The organism is Pseudomonas cyclaminis (assembly GCF_015163715.1).
Classification (GTDB): domain Bacteria; phylum Pseudomonadota; class Gammaproteobacteria; order Pseudomonadales; family Pseudomonadaceae; genus Aquipseudomonas; species Aquipseudomonas cyclaminis.
Genome location: NZ_JADDUM010000035.1, coordinates 12,206 through 27,842 on the forward strand (window position 1 = coordinate 12,206; position 15,637 = coordinate 27,842).

At 61.9% G+C, this 15,637-nt stretch carries 15 protein-coding genes and 2 pseudogenes; 14 read left to right on the plus strand and 3 right to left on the minus strand.

All coding sequences use genetic code 11. From position 1 onward, the window contains the following. Positions 1-50 precede the first annotated feature (50 nt). Complete coding sequence (locus IQK56_RS05275; protein WP_122306593.1) at positions 51-491, plus strand: hotdog fold domain-containing protein; 441 nt, start codon at positions 51-53, stop codon at positions 489-491. Positions 492-498: 7 nt separating this feature from the next. Here IQK56_RS05275 and IQK56_RS05280 read toward each other — a convergent pair whose 3' ends face one another. Further along, complete coding sequence (locus tag IQK56_RS05280; protein WP_150760336.1) at positions 499-1,716, minus strand: MFS transporter; 1,218 nt, start codon at positions 1,714-1,716, stop codon at positions 499-501. A gap of 122 nt (positions 1,717-1,838) precedes the next feature. Between IQK56_RS05280 and IQK56_RS05285 the strand changes: the two genes are divergently transcribed. From IQK56_RS05285 to IQK56_RS05300, 6 genes are all read left to right on the plus strand, one after another. Continuing rightward, positions 1,839-2,480, plus strand: a complete 642-nt coding sequence (locus IQK56_RS05285; protein WP_150760337.1) for a TetR/AcrR family transcriptional regulator — start codon at positions 1,839-1,841, stop codon at positions 2,478-2,480. Between the two features lie 88 nt (positions 2,481-2,568). Beyond that, on the plus strand, positions 2,569-3,090 hold the full coding sequence (locus tag IQK56_RS05290) for a sigma-70 family RNA polymerase sigma factor (RefSeq protein ID WP_150760338.1): 522 nt from the start codon (positions 2,569-2,571) through the stop codon (positions 3,088-3,090). Next, positions 3,087-3,851: a FecR family protein gene (locus IQK56_RS05295; protein ID WP_341869484.1), complete on the plus strand. Its 765-nt coding sequence runs from the start codon at positions 3,087-3,089 to the stop codon at positions 3,849-3,851. Before IQK56_RS05290 ends, IQK56_RS05295 begins: the two co-directional genes overlap by 4 nt. Continuing rightward, the gene (locus IQK56_RS31500; RefSeq protein ID WP_341869485.1) at positions 3,832-4,035 is read left to right on the plus strand and encodes a FecR family protein; all 204 of its coding nucleotides are present in this window, start codon (positions 3,832-3,834) and stop codon (positions 4,033-4,035) included. The genes IQK56_RS05295 and IQK56_RS31500 overlap by 20 nt, the downstream gene beginning before the upstream one ends. Before the next feature lie 74 nt (positions 4,036-4,109). Then, positions 4,110-4,262: a hypothetical protein gene (locus IQK56_RS31035; protein WP_246500149.1), complete on the plus strand. Its 153-nt coding sequence runs from the start codon at positions 4,110-4,112 to the stop codon at positions 4,260-4,262. Beyond that, positions 4,193-6,520 carry a TonB-dependent siderophore receptor gene (locus tag IQK56_RS05300; protein WP_341869486.1) on the plus strand — a complete coding sequence of 776 codons (2,328 nt, stop codon included), beginning with the start codon at positions 4,193-4,195 and terminating at the stop codon, positions 6,518-6,520. The genes IQK56_RS31035 and IQK56_RS05300 overlap by 70 nt, the downstream gene beginning before the upstream one ends. 6 nt (positions 6,521-6,526) lie before the next feature. Here IQK56_RS05300 and IQK56_RS05305 read toward each other — a convergent pair whose 3' ends face one another. After that, entirely contained in the window at positions 6,527-7,423 is an 897-nt protein-coding gene (locus tag IQK56_RS05305; RefSeq protein ID WP_122306599.1) for a LysR family transcriptional regulator, read from the minus strand. 123 nt (positions 7,424-7,546) lie between these two features. Here IQK56_RS05305 and IQK56_RS05310 point away from each other — a divergent pair, with 123 nt between their 5' ends. From IQK56_RS05310 to IQK56_RS05320, 3 genes and pseudogenes are all read left to right on the plus strand, one after another. Further along, a complete protein-coding gene (locus IQK56_RS05310) occupies positions 7,547-8,212 on the plus strand; it encodes an RraA family protein (RefSeq protein WP_150760341.1) in 666 nt (221 codons plus the stop codon). 11 nt (positions 8,213-8,223) lie between these two features. Next, entirely contained in the window at positions 8,224-9,426 is a 1,203-nt protein-coding gene (locus IQK56_RS05315) for a pyridoxal phosphate-dependent aminotransferase (protein ID WP_246500150.1), read from the plus strand. Between the two features lie 92 nt (positions 9,427-9,518). Next, positions 9,519-10,795: pseudogene (locus tag IQK56_RS05320) on the plus strand (cation:dicarboxylate symporter family transporter). Between the two features lie 53 nt (positions 10,796-10,848). On the opposite strand, the gene IQK56_RS05325 reads toward IQK56_RS05320, so the two are convergent. After that, the gene (locus IQK56_RS05325) at positions 10,849-11,307 is read right to left on the minus strand and encodes an Hsp20 family protein (RefSeq protein WP_112196305.1); all 459 of its coding nucleotides are present in this window, start codon (positions 11,305-11,307) and stop codon (positions 10,849-10,851) included. Between the two features lie 263 nt (positions 11,308-11,570). On the opposite strand from IQK56_RS05325, the pseudogene IQK56_RS05330 reads away from it, so the two are divergent. The 4 genes and pseudogenes from IQK56_RS05330 (at position 11,571) to IQK56_RS05345 (ending at position 15,632) form a co-directional block, all read left to right on the plus strand. Beyond that, a pseudogene (locus IQK56_RS05330) lies at positions 11,571-12,358 on the plus strand (ABC transporter permease). Then, entirely contained in the window at positions 12,348-13,616 is a 1,269-nt protein-coding gene (locus IQK56_RS05335) for an ABC transporter ATP-binding protein (protein WP_122306604.1), read from the plus strand. Before IQK56_RS05330 ends, IQK56_RS05335 begins: the two are co-directional and overlap by 11 nt. After that, the gene (locus IQK56_RS05340) at positions 13,613-14,935 is read left to right on the plus strand and encodes a polysaccharide pyruvyl transferase family protein (protein WP_150760345.1); all 1,323 of its coding nucleotides are present in this window, start codon (positions 13,613-13,615) and stop codon (positions 14,933-14,935) included. Before IQK56_RS05335 ends, IQK56_RS05340 begins: the two co-directional genes overlap by 4 nt. Continuing rightward, positions 14,928-15,632 (plus strand): 2OG-Fe(II) oxygenase family protein, encoded by a 705-nt coding sequence (locus tag IQK56_RS05345; RefSeq protein ID WP_122309287.1) that lies wholly within the window; start codon positions 14,928-14,930, stop codon positions 15,630-15,632. Before IQK56_RS05340 ends, IQK56_RS05345 begins: the two co-directional genes overlap by 8 nt. The last annotated feature ends 5 nt before the right edge of the window (positions 15,633-15,637 follow it).

A 15,637-nucleotide genomic window follows, 5' to 3' on the forward strand; every position in this document is an offset into this window, starting at 1 on the left:
ATTGTTCCGTTACAGAATATTATTCTGTCAACTGACCCTGAGGACACCCGATGAGCCAAGCACTGAGCATGTTCAATAGCGTAGGCCCCGCCGCATTCAGCACCCTGGCGTGCCAGATGGCGCCGTACTTCAGCACTATCACTCCCAATATCGCCGAGCTGCGCCCGAACTACGCGGTAGTCACCGTGCCGTTTCGCAAGGAAATCACAAACCACCTGGCCTCGGTACACGCGATAGCGCTGTGCAATGCCGCCGAACTGGCCGGCGGCATGATGACGGACGCCTCGATTCCAACAGGTGCTCGCTGGATTCCCAAAGGCATGACGGTGGAATACCTGGCCAAGGCAAAAACCGACATTCGCGCAGTGGCCGACGGCAGCGGTATCGATTGGCACACCGCTGGGGACAAGATTGTGCCGGTGGACATCTTCGATGAAGGCGACGTCAACGTGTTTACCGCGCGTATCACCATGAACGTGAAGCTGGCTTAGGCCCGGCTCAATGTCCCACTGCTGCGGGCCCATCGGCAGACCGCTTACCCGGTTTGAACCCATGGACCCGCGCCGTCCACACAATGCACAGTGCCACGGCCACCAACCCCAGCATCGCCCACGGAAACGACCCCACTCCCCACGTGTCCAGCAGCACCCCGCCCACTACGCCGCTGCCGGCAATCGCGCTGTTCCACGCCACCACATTCAACGACAACGCCACATCCGCGCCCTCGCCCGCCGCATCCGCCAGGGCGGTTTGCAGCAAGGTCGCGGCGCCGCCGAAGCTCAGGCCCCACACCGCCACGCCGCAGTAGATCACCTCAGCCATTGAGCCCAGCCAGCCGAACACCACGCAGACCAGCGCAAAGGCCGCCAGGCTCACCAGCACGGTCTTGCGCAGCAACGGCTCGACCAGCCTGGCCGTGATCCAGATCCCCGCCAACGCGGCACTACCGAACACCAGCAGGACCAGGTCGACGCGCTCCGCCAGCCCCGCCGACGCCACGAAGGGGGCGATGTAGGTGTACAGAATGTTGTGCGCCAGCATCCAACTGATCACCACCGCCAGCACCGGGCGCACGCCTGGCGTGGTCAGCACTTGGCCCAGCGACAGTCGCTGGTGTGCGGGTTGCGGCGCATAGTCCGGCACTTTCACCAACACCCAGACGATCAACACCACGGTGAGCCCCGACATCAGGCCGAAGGCGGTGCGCCATCCCACCAGCCCGCCAAGCCAGGTACCCAGCGGTACACCCAGCGACAGCGCAATCGGCGTGCCGACCATGGCCAGTGCCAGCGCCCTGCCCTGTTGATGAGGCGCGACCATGCGCCTGGCATAACCGGCGAGCAGGCTCCAGGCCAACCCCGCCGCGACTCCGGCGAAGAAACGCGCCACCAGGGTCACGCCGTAGTGAGATGACAACGCGGTGATCGAGTTAAACAGCAGGAAACCGACGATGGTCAGCAGCAACACATTGCGCCGACGCCAGCCACGGGTAGCGATGGTCATGGGAATCACCGCCAGCACCGATCCCAATGCATAGGCCGTGACCATCTGCCCGGCCATGGACGGCGAAATCGCCAGCCCTTCGCTGATCAACGGCAACAGGCCGGCGGGCAGGGTTTCGGTGACGATGCAGATGAAGCCGGTCATGGCCAGGGCGAGCAAGGCGCCAATGGGCAGGCGTTCGGACGAGGCCGATAAAGTGAGTGAAGGCGTCACGGGAAGCTCCTTGGAAACAGACTTAAATACTGATCGATATAAATGTTGCAGGCGACCGGCGCACGTTGTCAACGACTTATGTATCGACTAGTATTTATCTCGCTTTCCACCGGAGTCTTCATATGGCACAAATGGGCCGCCCGCGTAATTTCGACCGTGCACAGGCTGTGGACCAGGCCCTGCACCTGTTCTGGCAGCACGGCTACGACGCCACCTCTCTCGCTCAGCTCAAGGCGGGCCTGGGCGGCGGCATCTCCGCGCCAAGCTTTTACGCCGCGTTCGGCTCCAAGGAAGCCTTGTTCGACGAATGCGTGCAGCGCTACCTGACAACCTACGCCCAAGTCACCGAATGCTTGTGGGATGAAACCCTGCAACCACGTCAGGCGATCGAGACCGCGTTGCGCCAGTCGGCGCGCATGCAGTGTGAAGACGGTCATCCCAAAGGCTGCATGGTGGCGCTGGGCGTGATGAGCGCGCCAAGCCCGGAGAACGCACGGGTGGCAGATGGCTTGACCCAATCGCGGTTGCGCACACGGGCAGGGATCGTGGCGTGTGTAGAGCGGGCGGTGCGCCTGGGGCAATTGCCGGCGCATACCCAACCGGTGGTGATGGCGACGGTGTTTGACAGTTTCCTGCAGGGGGTGTCGATCCTGGCACGCGATGGGATGGCGCATTCAGCCATCGATGCAGCGATCAGCCAGCTCATGCTGACATGGGATGTCGCCGCGTCTGTCACGTCCCCGTTATCCAAACCGAAGGCTTAAATACACAATCACTGCTGGCCACGCTTGCTTTCGCTGATGGCACACCGCTAATCTTGCGAATAATTCTTATCCGCAGACGTAACCTCCCATGTCGGCCAGCGACCTTCCCTTGAACCAGGCCGTCCATGTGCTCTACACCGAGCATCATGGCTGGTTGTTCGGCTGGCTGCGAAAAAAACTCGGTTGCCCACAGAACGCTGCGGACCTTTCCCACGATACCTTTGTACGCATCCTTACGTCCCGGGACGCCCTCGGCGCCCTGCGTGAACCGCGGGCGTTCCTCACGACCACCGCACGCCACCTGATCATCGACCGGGCGCGCCGCCGTCAGCTGGAAGACGCCTACCTGCGCGAACTGGCGCTGACCATCGAGATGATGGAGCAATGCCAGCAGTCGCCGGAACAGATCCTGGTCACCCTTGAAGCGCTGGAGCAGATTGCCTTTGTCCTCGACGGCCTGGCCCTGAATGCCCGACAGGCGTTCCTGCTGTACTTCCTCGAAGGCCTGCGCCAAAGCGACATCGCCAGCCGCCTGGGGATTTCCGAGCGCATGGTGCGCAAGCACCTGATGAATGCCCTGCTGCACTGCAACCACGCGCTGGACGTATGAGCGCCGATCTCGACCAACAGGCCGCCAACTGGGTGATTCGTCTGAATGAAGGCAACCTCAGCGAGCGCGAGCAGCAGCAATTCGACCGCTGGAAGACCGCCGACCCACAGCACGCGGCGGCCTTTGAGCGCTTACAGGGGTTTGTCGGGCGCTTGCAGGCCCTGCGCCCGCAACAGGCACCGGTGCAAGCCGCACTGGAAGCGGCCCGGGTACGCCGGCGCAACCCGGCCGGCCGCGTCCTGCTGGGCTTGCTGATGGCGTTGCCGGTGGCCCTGGCGTTGCGGGCGTATCCGCCCAGTTACCTGCTGGCCGACCAACGCACCGCCCCGGCGCACTGGCAGCGGATCAACCTGGAGGACGGTTCGCAACTGACCCTCAGCGGCAACAGCGCCGTGGACCTGACTTTCAACGGCCAGCAACGCCAGGTGCGCTTGCTGCGCGGCGAAATACTGGTGCAGGTGGCCCACGATGCCACGCGGCCATTCACCGTGGTGACCGACGATGGCCAGATGCGCGCCCTCGGCACGCGTTTCACGGTCAGGCGTGACGCCGGGCACGCTGCTGACCATGCTCGAGTCGACCGTCGCCGCCACCGATGCCGGTCAGCACACTGCCGTGAACGTCAGTGCCGGCGAACAGGCGCGCATTACGCCGGACGCGGTGATGCTGCTGGGCAAGGTCGATCCCCGCATCACGAACGACGCCTGGCAGCACCACCAGTTGGTGGTACAGGACCGGCCGTTGCCGGAAGTACTGGATGAATTGGCACGCCAGTACGGCGGCCATGTACAGTTCAATCGCGAGCAATTGACCGACCTGCGCGTCTCTGCCGTGTTGCCGCTGGATAACCCGCGTCGCGCCCTGCAATTGATTTCCGATGGCCTGCCGGTGCGCATCCGCTCGTTCAGTCCGCTGTGGTTGCAGATCGAACGTCACGAAAAATAGTTACGCGTGCCGGGTTCCGCTTTTCCGCACTGCCCCGTCAAGGAAGAAAGCACCTCAATAACAGGAACTCTTCCATGCCGCGCCGCCTCAAGCGTTCACCTTTGCCTCTCGCCCTGGCGATCAACCTGGCCAGCCTTACCGCACTGAGCCTGGGCCTGTGCAGCCCGGTGGCCGCACAAGAGGCGCGCGGTATGCCATCGCCGCCGGCCCGCTGGGCCCGGCACTGAACCTGTTCGCCCAGCAGGCCCATGTGGCGTTGCTGTTCGACAGCACGACCGTCGCCGGTTTGAGCACCGCGGGTTTGCAAGGCGATTTCCCGATCAACCAGGGCTTTGCCCAGTTGCTGCGCGGCAGTGGCTTGCAAGCGGTGCAAGGTGCCAACGGGTATGTGCTGGTGCCGGTCAACACCGGCGGCGCCCTGGAATTGGGGCCGACCTCGATCACCGGTTTGAGCGAAGAAAGCAGCACCGAGCACGTCAAGGGCTACGTGGCCACGCGCAACCTCAGCGCGACCAAGACCGACACACCGATCATCGAAACCCCGCAATCGCTGTCGGTGGTCACCAGCGACGAGATCCGCGACCGGCAATCGGAAACCCTGTCGCAAACCCTCGACCTGACGCCGGGTTTCACCAGCCAACCCACCAGTTTCAACCGCACCTCGGACCGCTTTCGCATTCGCGGTTTCGATGTGGAATCCGCCACCGGTGGTTCCCTGCGCGATGGCCTGCGCCTGCAAAACAACTCCTACGATGGCGTGCAGGAACCCTATGGCCTGGAACGCGCCGAAGTGATTCGCGGCGCGGCGTCGGTGCTGTACGGGCAACTGTCGCCGGGCGGCCTGATCAATACCGTGAGCAAACGCCCGAGCCAGACGCCTTACCATGAGGTCAACCTGCAAGCCGGGCAGAACAACCGCAAGCAACTGTCCGCCGACTTCACCGGCCCCCTGGGCGACAGCGACACCTTGAGCTACCGCCTGACCCTGCTCGACCGCAAGAGCGACACCGCCGCCGACCATATCCAGAACGATAAGGTCTACGTCGCCCCGGCCCTGACCTGGCGGCCGAATGACGACACCTCGCTGACCTTGCTGTCGTTCTACCAGAAGACCGAAACCGGCTTCTCCGCGCCCCTGCCCTATCAATTGACCAAAGGTGTGGGCAGCGGCAATTTCCAGATCGGCCGCCACGACTTTATCGGCGAACCGGACTACGACGAGATGAACGGCGAGATGTCGGCGCTGGGCTACGAATTCGAGCACCGCTTCGATGAGCACACGCGCATCAGCCATAAGCTGCGGTACTACCAATCGGATGTGACCTGGCGCTACCTGCAGGTCAACACCTCCGGCACCAACATCGCCACTGCGCAGACCTCCGGCCTGCTGCGTCGCCAGTACAGCGACCGTGAAGAACGCTCACGGGGCCTGGCCAGCGACACCCACATCGAAAGCAAATGGCAGTTCGGCGACTGGCAGCACACCTTCCTGCTGGGCCTTGATGGGTATGACACCAGCTACGACTCCCATAACTTCCGGGGCACTGCACAACCGCTGAACCTGGCGACCTACCAATATGGCCAGCCGGTGGTGGTGAATAAAAACCCCGCGACCGACCGTGGCTCGCAAATCGACACGCTGCAAAAAGGCATCTATTTCCAGGACCAGATCAAGTTCGACGAGCGTTGGATTCTGCTGCTCGGTGGCCGTCATGATTGGGCGGACCAGCACACCGAACTGTTCCGCAATGGCGACGACAGTGGCAAAAGCAATGAAGCCACCACCTGGCGTGCGGGCCTGGTGTACAAGGCCGACAATGGCCTGGCGCCCTACATCAGCTACAGCGAATCGTTCTTCCCGGTGGCCGGCACCAACAAGGCGGGTCAAAGCTTTGTACCCACCCAGGGCAAGCAGTATGAAATCGGTATCCGCTATCAGCCCGAGGGCAGCGCCACGCTGCTGAGTGCGGCGGTGTACCAGTTGGAACAGCGCAACGTGTTGAGCCAGGACCGCACCGATATCAATTTCTCGGTGCAGGTCGGCGAGGTGCGCTCTCGAGGCTTCGAATTGGAAGCCAAGAGCGAAGTCACCCCCAACCTCAGTCTGATCGCGTCCTATGCCTACATCGACGCACGCATCACCAAAAGCGATATCGCCAGCGAAATCGGCCAGCGCAGCGAAGACACGCCCTATCACCAGGCCGCGCTCTGGGCCGATTACCGCCTGGCCGCGCTGGGGGTGCCGCAACTGCGCATCGGCGGCGGCGCTCGTTACAAGGGCACCACGCAGGCATCCGGCGTGCCGTCTTCGATGCCGGCTTACACGCTGTACGACGCCCGCGCCAGTTACGAGATCGACCCCAATTGGGAAGTCGCGCTTAACGCCAATAACGTCACCAATAAGCGCTACACCTACTGCGAGTTTGCGATTTGCCGCTATGGCGATGAGCGGCAACTGGTCAGTTCGGTGACCTACCGCTGGTAACGGCCGCTAGAACAACAACCGCGAAAAATTGCAGCACGCCCGGGCCATCCGCGCCACGTCCTGGTTCAAGCCGAATTGCCGATCCGCGCGGTGCAGCGCCACGTACTGCACGCTCGGCAATTCCGGCTGCGTGACCAACGCACGCAAGGCACCCTGCTCGATCAAGTGCGACAAGCACGCCTTGGGCAGGTAGCTCACCCCAATTCCCGACAACGCCAGCCCCACCTGCACCAGCAGGTTGTGGCTGGTGAGCGTGCGCGGCATCTGCACGTTGTGCGCAGCCAGCCAGCGCTCGTAGATCAGGCCGGTGCCCGACTGTGAACCTTGGGTCAGTACGGTGTAGCCAGCCAGGGTATCGAGGCTGACCGGGTCAGGATCAGGAATCAGGCCAGGCGCGCAGATCCAGGCGTTTTCCACGCTTTGCAACGATGTGCTGTGGAAACGCGGATCACTGTAGACGTCCGGCACGATCACCAGATCAAGCTGGTCGCTTTCCAGTTTGCGGAACAGCTCGCTGCTCAGCTCCACCGAGGGTTCCAGCTGCACTTTGGGGTAGGCCTGGCGCAGGGCTTCCACCAACGCCGGCAACCAGGTCAGCGCGGTGAGCTCAGTGACGCCCAGGCGAAACCGGCGCACCAGCACTTCGCGGGCACTCACGCGTTCAAGCAATTGGTCGCGGCTTTTGAGCAGGTCGCGGGCGTAGTCGAGCAGTTCACCGCCCTTTTCCGTGAGCCGGGCATTGCGCTTGCTGCGGTCGAAAATCTCCACGTCGAAGGTGTCTTCCAGCTCCTGGATACGCTTGGAGATGGCCGACTGGGACATGTTGAGCTTGTTGGCCGCCGCTTCAAAACTGCCGAGTTCAGCGATCCAGTACAGCGCGTCGATTTGCTTGAAGGTGATCATGGCGAGCCATTCATGCGAAAAAGCGATGCTAACACATCATAAAATATCGCTAAAACTCTCCGTTCAGCCCTCCTAAGATCCAGACATAGCCCGTCGCTATCCAAACGATTCTGGAGATTTGCCATGTCCTTGCCCGGTTCACGCATCCTTCCCAACGCGCCCATGGCCCCGGCCGAACTGGTCGAGGCATTTGCCCAGGTGGTCACCCCGCATATCAGCGATAACCTCGGCCGCCATATCGGCGCCCGTGGCCTGACGCGCTACAACCGCAGCGGCAAGCTGGTGGGCACGGCGATCACCGTCAAGACCCGCCCCGGTGACAACCTGCTGATCTACAAGGCCATGAGCCTGCTGCAACCGGGTCACGTGCTGGTGGTGGACGGCCAGGGCGACACCAACAACGCGGTGATCGGTGAGCTGGTCAAGCTCTATGCCCAGCAGCGCGGTTGCGTGGGCTTTGTGATCGACGGTGCGATCCGCGATGTCGCCAGCTTTGAGGACACGCCGTGTTATGCCCGCGCCGTGGTGCACACCGGCCCGTATAAAACCGGCCCTGGTGAGGTGAATGTGCCGGTGTCCATCGGCGGCATGCTGATCAACCCCGGCGACCTGCTGGTGGGCGATGAAGACGGCCTGGTCGCATTCTCCCAGGCCGACGCCGCCGAAGTGCTGCGCCGCGCTGCGCAACATGCCGCGCATGAAGACGCGGTCAAGGCCGAAATCGCCAGCGGGGCGGTGCGCCAGAGCTGGATCGATAAGGTGCTGGATCAAGCAGGCCTGGCGCAATGAAGGACGCGGCCATGAGTTTTTTGTCTGACCGCGTGCTAGGCATCGCGCCATCCCCCAGCATCGCCGCCAATGCCTTGGTCACCGAGTTGCGCGCCCAGGGCCGGGACATCGTCAACTTCACCGTGGGCGAACCGGACTTCGACACCCCGGCCCATATCCTTGAAGCCGCCAGCCTGGCGATGCACAGTGGCGACACACATTACACGCCCACCAGCGGCACCCTGGCCCTGCGCAAGGCCATTTGCCTGAAGCTCGCCCGCGACAATGACCTGGCCTATGGCCTGGACGAAGTGGTCGCCGGCTGCGGCGGCAAACACATCATCTATCACGCGCTGGCCGCCACGTTGAATCGCGGCGATGAAGTCATCGTGCACACGCCGTACTGGGTGTCGTACCCGGACATCGCACGGCTCAACGATGCGACGCCAGTGATCATCCCCGGCGACGAAAGCCTGGGTTTCAAACTGTCGCCCGAGGCGCTGGAACACGCGATCACCCCGCGCACCAAATGGGTGATCCTCAACAGCCCGAACAACCCCAGCGGCGCGGTGTACAGCGAAGCCGAGCTGCTGGCCCTGGCCCAGGTTTTGCGTCGTCATCCCCATGTACTGGTCATGGCTGATGAGATCTACGAGCACTTCGTCTACGGCGGCGCCCGACATGTGCCGCTGACGCGTTTGGCGCCGGACCTCAAGTCGCGCACGCTGATCGTCAATGGCGCCTCCAAGGGCTATGCCATGACCGGCTGGCGATTGGGCTTTGGCGCAGGGCCGGCCTGGTTGATCGCGGCCATTGCCAAGTTGCTGTCGCAAACCACCACTTGCCCCAGCTCCCTGAGCCAGGCGGCGGCAGTGGCGGCGTTTGCCGGTGACCAGGCGCCTATCGCCGGGATGCGTGAGGAATATCAACACCGCCGTGCACGCATGTTGACGCTGCTGGAGGGCATACCCGGCCTGGGTTTTACCCCGCCGGACGGTGCGTTTTATGTGTTCGCCAATGTAAGCGGGCTGATAGGCAAGCTCACCGCGCAAGGTGATCGCCTGCAGAGCGACACTCAAATGGTGGACTACCTGCTGCGCGACTACGGCCTGGCCACGGTCAGCGGCGCGGCCTACGGCATGTCGCCGTATGTGCGCCTGTCGTTTGCCAGTTCGCTGGACGTGATTGAAGAAGGTTGCCGCCGTCTCAAAGACGCATGCCACGACTTGCGCTGACGGCCTTCGCAACACCCGGTGGCCAGCGGACGGCCGCCTTTTTGACTGCCTAGAACAACAACTTAAAATCATTGATCAAATGAGGCATTCCCATGCACACGCCCCGTATCGCGCTGGTCTGGCAAATCATGATCGGCTTGCTCGCCGGCATCGCCATCGGTGCCCTGTTGCACCGCTTTCCCGAGTCACGACCGTGGCTGGTGGACAATATTCTGCAACCGGCAGGCGATATCTTTATCAAGTTGATGAAGATGATCGTGGTACCTATCGTGTTTTCCTGCATGGTCGTCGGCATCGCCGGACAGGGTGACGGCAAGTCCCTGGGCCGTATCGGGGTCAAATCCCTGAGCTATTTCTTCTGCATCACGACACTGGCAATCATTATTGGCCTGGTCATGGGCAATCTGCTCAAACCGGCGCCGGGACAGAACTGTCCAGCCTGCACGCCGCCACTATCACCCTGCCCACCAGCAACGGCGCGGGCCATAGCCTGGGGCAGATCATCGTCGGCATCATCCCCGATAATGTGATCAACGCCATGGCCCAGGGCAGCCTGTTGTCGGTGTTGTTTTTTGCGGTGATGTTCGGCCTCGGTGTCGCGCGTTTGCCCGCCGAACGCAAAGACCCGGTCATCGCGCTGCTGCGCGGGGTCAGCGATGCGATGTTCAAGGTCACCTCGATGATCATGGCCTACTCGCCCATCGGCGTGTTCGGCATGATCGCCGTGACCGTGGCCAACTTCGGCTTCAGCTCACTGGTGCCACTGGCCAAGCTGATCATGGTCAGTTATGTGGCCATCGCCTTCTTCGTGCTGGTGGTGCTCAACCTGGTGGCGCGGGTATGCGGGATCAACCTGTTCGCCTTGATGCGCCATATCAAGGACGAACTGGTACTGGCTTTCTCCACCGCCAGCTCGGCGGCGGTGATGCCGCAATTGATGAAGAAGCTTGAAACCTACGGCGTACCGCCATCGCTGGTGAGCTTTGTGGTGCCGGTGGGCTACTCGTTCAACCTCGACGGTGCGTCGCTGTTTCTCGGGATCGGCACCTTGTTTGTCGCGCAGTTGTACGGCATCGACCTGAGCCTGGGTGATCAGGCGCTGCTGGTGGTGACCATGGTGCTGACCTCCAAGGGCGCTGCCGGTGTGCCGGGGTTTATGTTCGTGATTCTCTCCGCCACCCTGGCGAGCGCTGGTTTGCCGTTGGAAGGGATTGCGTTTATTGCCGGGGTGTATCGGTTGATGGAGATGCCGACCACGGCGCTGAATGTGCTGGGCAATGCGTTGGCGCCATTGGTGATTGCCAAGTGGGAGGGGCGTGAAGCATCGGCCGCACAAGCGCCGGGCGGGCGCAACATCCCCACGCAGTAACGCGGCCCCAACGAATAAAGGCGCTCCGAAGAGCGCCTTTATTCATTCCAGCCTTACTGCTCGCTGATGGATTTCACCTCAGCCTTGGCCGCACCGCCAATCGCAATGCGCTTGGGTTTCGCTTCCTCCGGGACCACACGCAGCAGGTCAATGCTCAGCAACCCGTTGGCGAGTTGCGCGCCCTGCACTTCAATGTGGTCAACCAGGCGGAACGACAACCGGAACGCACGCTGGGCGATGCCCTGGTGCAAGTAAGTAATGCCCTCATCGTGTTCACGCTTGCCACCGGCGACGGTCAACACGCCTTTTTCCACCTGGATCTCCAGGTCGTCCTCCACCAGTCCTGCGGCCGCGATGACGATCCGGTAATGATCATCGCCGTGCTTTTCGACGTTGTGAGGTGGATAGGTGGTACCGGCCTCGCTGCGAAGCGCCGATTCAAAAAGGTCGTTGAACCGGTCAAAACCAACGGAATGACGGAACAGTGGGGCCAACGAGAGAGTAGTAGCCATTGCGAAATCTCCTGAGTTTTCTCCAAGTGATTTGATCCGCGACCCGCATTCGGCATCGCGTAAACCCTAAGTAGGATCAGGGGGAAAAATTTCAAGCGGGACCCACAAAAAATTTTTATTCGTGACGATGGGAGGGGTCGATACCCCGAGCTGGAACAATTCATGAAAGGCACATAGCGAAACAGCAATTGCGGACTAGACTGATGAGCGCACTGCACTGACCATGGGAACCGTTGGATGAGTAAGCAAACACACAGGCTGGAATGTTTTCCAGTCCGTGGCGACATAGAGAACTGTTGGTATCCATGGTCCAGCGGGATGTAATTGGTCGGTATCGTGGCTCCATCATGGGGCTGTTGTGGTCGTTCCTGAACCCGCTCTTCATGTTGCTGGTGTACACGTTCGTGTTCAGCATGATGTTCAAGCTGCGCTGGCCCCAGGGCAGCGGCTCCCGAACGGAGTTCGCGTTGCTGGTGTTTGCCGGCCTGCTGGTGTTCAACGTGTTTTCCGAATGCGTGAGCCGTGCGCCGGGCCTGATCATCTCCAACGCCAACTACGTCAAGAAAGTCATGTTCCCCCTGGAGATCCTGCCGTGGGTGGTGCTGGGTGCGGTGTTGTTCCATACCGTGGCCAGCTGGTGATCTGGCTGGTGTTCCACCTGGTGTTCTTCGGCCTGCCGCCGTTGACCAGCCTGTTACTGCCCTTGGTGCTGTTGCCGCTGGTACTGTTTACCCTGGGCATTTCGTGGCTGCTGGCCTCGCTGGGGGTTTACCTGCGTGATGTCGGTCAGATGGTCGGCGTGCTGACAACCGCCTTGATGTTTGTCTCGGCGATTTTCTACCCGACCAGCGCATTCCCCGAGGCCTACCAGGGCCTCCTGCACCTCAACCCGCTGACACAGGTGGTCGAGCAGACCCGGGACGTGCTGTTTTGGGGCATCGTGCCAGATCCCTTCACCTGGGCCTACGGCCTGCTGGTTGCCAGTACCGTCGCCTGGCTGGGGTTCACCTGGTTCCAGAAGACCCGCAAAGGATTTGCCGATGTGCTCTGACATCGCCGTGCAGACGGCCCACCTGAGTAAGAGCTATCACATCTACGACACGCCCAGGGACCGCCTGTGGCAGATGCTGTCCCGTGGCAAAAAACATTTTTACCGGGAGTTCTGGGCACTCCACGACGTGTCGCTGGAGCTGCGCAAAGGCGAGACCGTCGGCATCATCGGCCGCAACGGCAGTGGCAAGTCGACCCTGCTGCAGTTGATCTGCGGCACGCTGAGCGCCACATCCGGCAGCATTCAGAGCCATGGCCGCGTCGCCGCGCTGCTGGAGCTGGGGTCGGGCTTCAATCACGAGTTCACCGGGCGCGAAAACGTCTACATGAACGGTGCCGTGCTGGGGCTGAGCCATGCCGAAATCGAAGCCCGTTTCACCGAAATAACCGACTTCGCGAATATTGGCGACTTTATCGACCAGCCGACCAAGACCTACTCCAGCGGCATGCTGGTGCGGCTGGCCTTCGCCGTGGCGGTGTGCGTGCAACCGGACATACTGATCGTCGACGAAGCCCTGGCAGTGGGCGATGCGTCCTTTCAGTTCAAATGCCTCAACCGTTTGGAGACACTGACCCAGCAAGGGACGACGCTGCTGTTCGTGTCCCATGACATGGGCATGGTCAAACGCTTTTGCAACCGGGTCATCTACCTGCGTGAAGGCAAGGTGCGCGCCAGTGGTTCTCCCGAAGAGATGGCCGAACTCTACCTGCTCGAAATGCGTGACGAGCAGCGCCGCTGGGCCAGCGGTGGCACAGTGCCCGTCGCCCCCAAGGCGTTTCTGGCCAAACAGGGCGGTATCGCCTTTGGCACCGATGAAGGCCATATTGTTGCGGCCTGCTTTACCAACACCGACAGCCTGTATTCGAGCTTTGTGTATGGTGAGACCATCGAGTTGCGCATCGAAACCCGTGTGCGCGACACCATCGAACTGCCGACCATCAGCGTGACGATCCAGGAAGCACGGCTGCTGGTGATCGGCGGGGCCAATCTGGCGCTGCACATGGAGGCGGCGCAAGACGGCTGGCGCAGGGCAACGATCACCGTCCGCTTCCCGGCCAGTCTCGCGGCGGGCAAGTACCACATCACCCTGAAACTGATGAACGGCCATACCGAGGAAACCGCGCAGTTGATCGAGAAGCAGGTGGCACTATTGGCCTTCGACACTTTGCCTGGCACCAAGGACTTCCTGGGTTTCGTCGACCTGGGGATAGAAGCCAGCCCTGGCGCTCAAGCCGTCCAATCGCGGGAGCTGCAATGAGTCGAGCATGGCAGGTCGGGATCTTCGGCACCTTCGATGTCGCCAATTACGGCGACCTGTTGTTTCCCATCCTCGCCGAGGCGGAGTTGACCAGGCGGCTGGGGCCGATAACGCTTCACCGGTTTTCCTATCATGGCAAAACCATGCCTGAATGGCCTTATGAGGTCACCTCGGTGACCCGGCTGCCGGACATCGCCAGCCAGCTGGACGGGGCGCTGATCGGTGGAGGCTTCATCGTTCGCTTCGACAAGGTGGTAGCTACCGGCTACTACCCGCCGGACGCCTCCATTCACCACCCCACCGGCTACTGGTTGACCCCGGCACTGATTGCGTTGCAACACGGCGTCCCGCTGATCTGGAATGCGCCGGGCATGCACTGCAACGACATACCGCCATGGGCCGCGCCGCTGGTGAAGCTGACCCTGGATCACAGCCCCCATATCAGGGTCCGGGATGCACTGTCGCAGGCGGCCTTGGTCCGAGTATCGGAAACGGCCCCGGTGGAAGTGTTGCCCGACACCGCCTTCGGCCTTCCACGGCTGATAGACCCCCAATCACCGTCAGCCGAGTTCCTGGCATTGCGTGCCAGCGCAGACCTGACCAAGCCTTACCTGGTGGTGCATGCCATGTGGGGGCTGGACAGTTTCCTGGCGCTGTGGCGAACCCATGCGGACTTGTTCGAGGACTTGCAGCTGTTGCTGCTGCCCATTGGGCCGGTACTTGGCGATCACCCTTCCGTGCTCGGCGATGACCTGGAGCGTTCGCGATGCCTGCCGTATTGGCCCAATCCCCTGCTATTGGCCGAGGTGCTCGCCCATGCCGAAGGCGTCATCGGGCACAGCTACCACCTGGCGATCACTTCGCTGGTGTTTGGTGTGCCGATTTTCTGCTCGGCAGACCTGGGCACCGGCAAATACACCGCGCTGCCCAGCCATGGGCGAATCTTCCAATTACGCCGGGACGAAGCGATAGACCCCCAGTGGTTTCGCGCACAGCTGGGCAGGCAGCCGATATCTGCGGTCACCGCCTCGGCCGTGGAACAGGTCGACGCGCACTGGGACCGTGTGGCGGACCTGATCCGCGAAGGGCGCAGAGCCACCGCCCCCGTGCTCAACCGGTACTGGCAAGCCTTGCCTGGCGTTTTCGAAGATCTATATTCAGAGATGCAACGCCAGGCCGCCGACCGGCAAACCGAACACGAACACCATCAACAGGCGCTTGAAAAGCTGTATCAATCCAACTCTTTCAAGCTGACGGCGCCGCTGCGCCATGCTCGCCGTACTTTGCAGAAATGGCTGGGAGCCCTTCGACATGATTGACCTGAGCAAACTGAGAGCCCATCGCTTGCACACCGCCCCGTATGCCTGGGCCGAGATCGGAGAGCTATACGCCCCGGAAGATGCCAGGGCGCTGGCCGAAACCTATCCGCATGATCACTTCAAGACGGTCTCCGGCTACGGCGGCGCCAAGGACTACGAGTACGAGGCGCGGCAATTGATCGCCATGGGCACCCACGAAGTGGTCCACCCCCAGGCGTTAAGCCGCGAATGGCTGGCATTGACCCACAGCCTGCGTTCACCGCAATACCGCGAGGCGATGTCAGCGCTGACCGACGTGGACCTGACCGAGGTCCCCATGGAGGTCAATCTGTTCCATTACGGCCCCGGTGCCAACCTGGGGCCTCACCCGGACCTGGACGACAAGCTGGTCACGCACATCCTGTATTTCAACCAGACGTGGAACCCGGCCGAGGGTGGCTGCCTGCAAATCCTTGGTTCTGCCGCCCCCACCGATGTCGTCGCGCAAGTGGTCCCGGTGATCGGCAACTCAGCCATCCTGGTGCGCTCGGATAATTCCTGGCATGCCGTTTCACGGGTGGTGGACGGCTGCCAATCCTCCCGGCGCAGTGTGACCGTCACCTTCTACCGCCCCGGCTCCAGCAGCTCGATGTGGCCCGCCGGCGACCAGACACCACTGCACGCTTATGGCGAGCAAAACAACGTAACGCTCCCGTGAAGGAT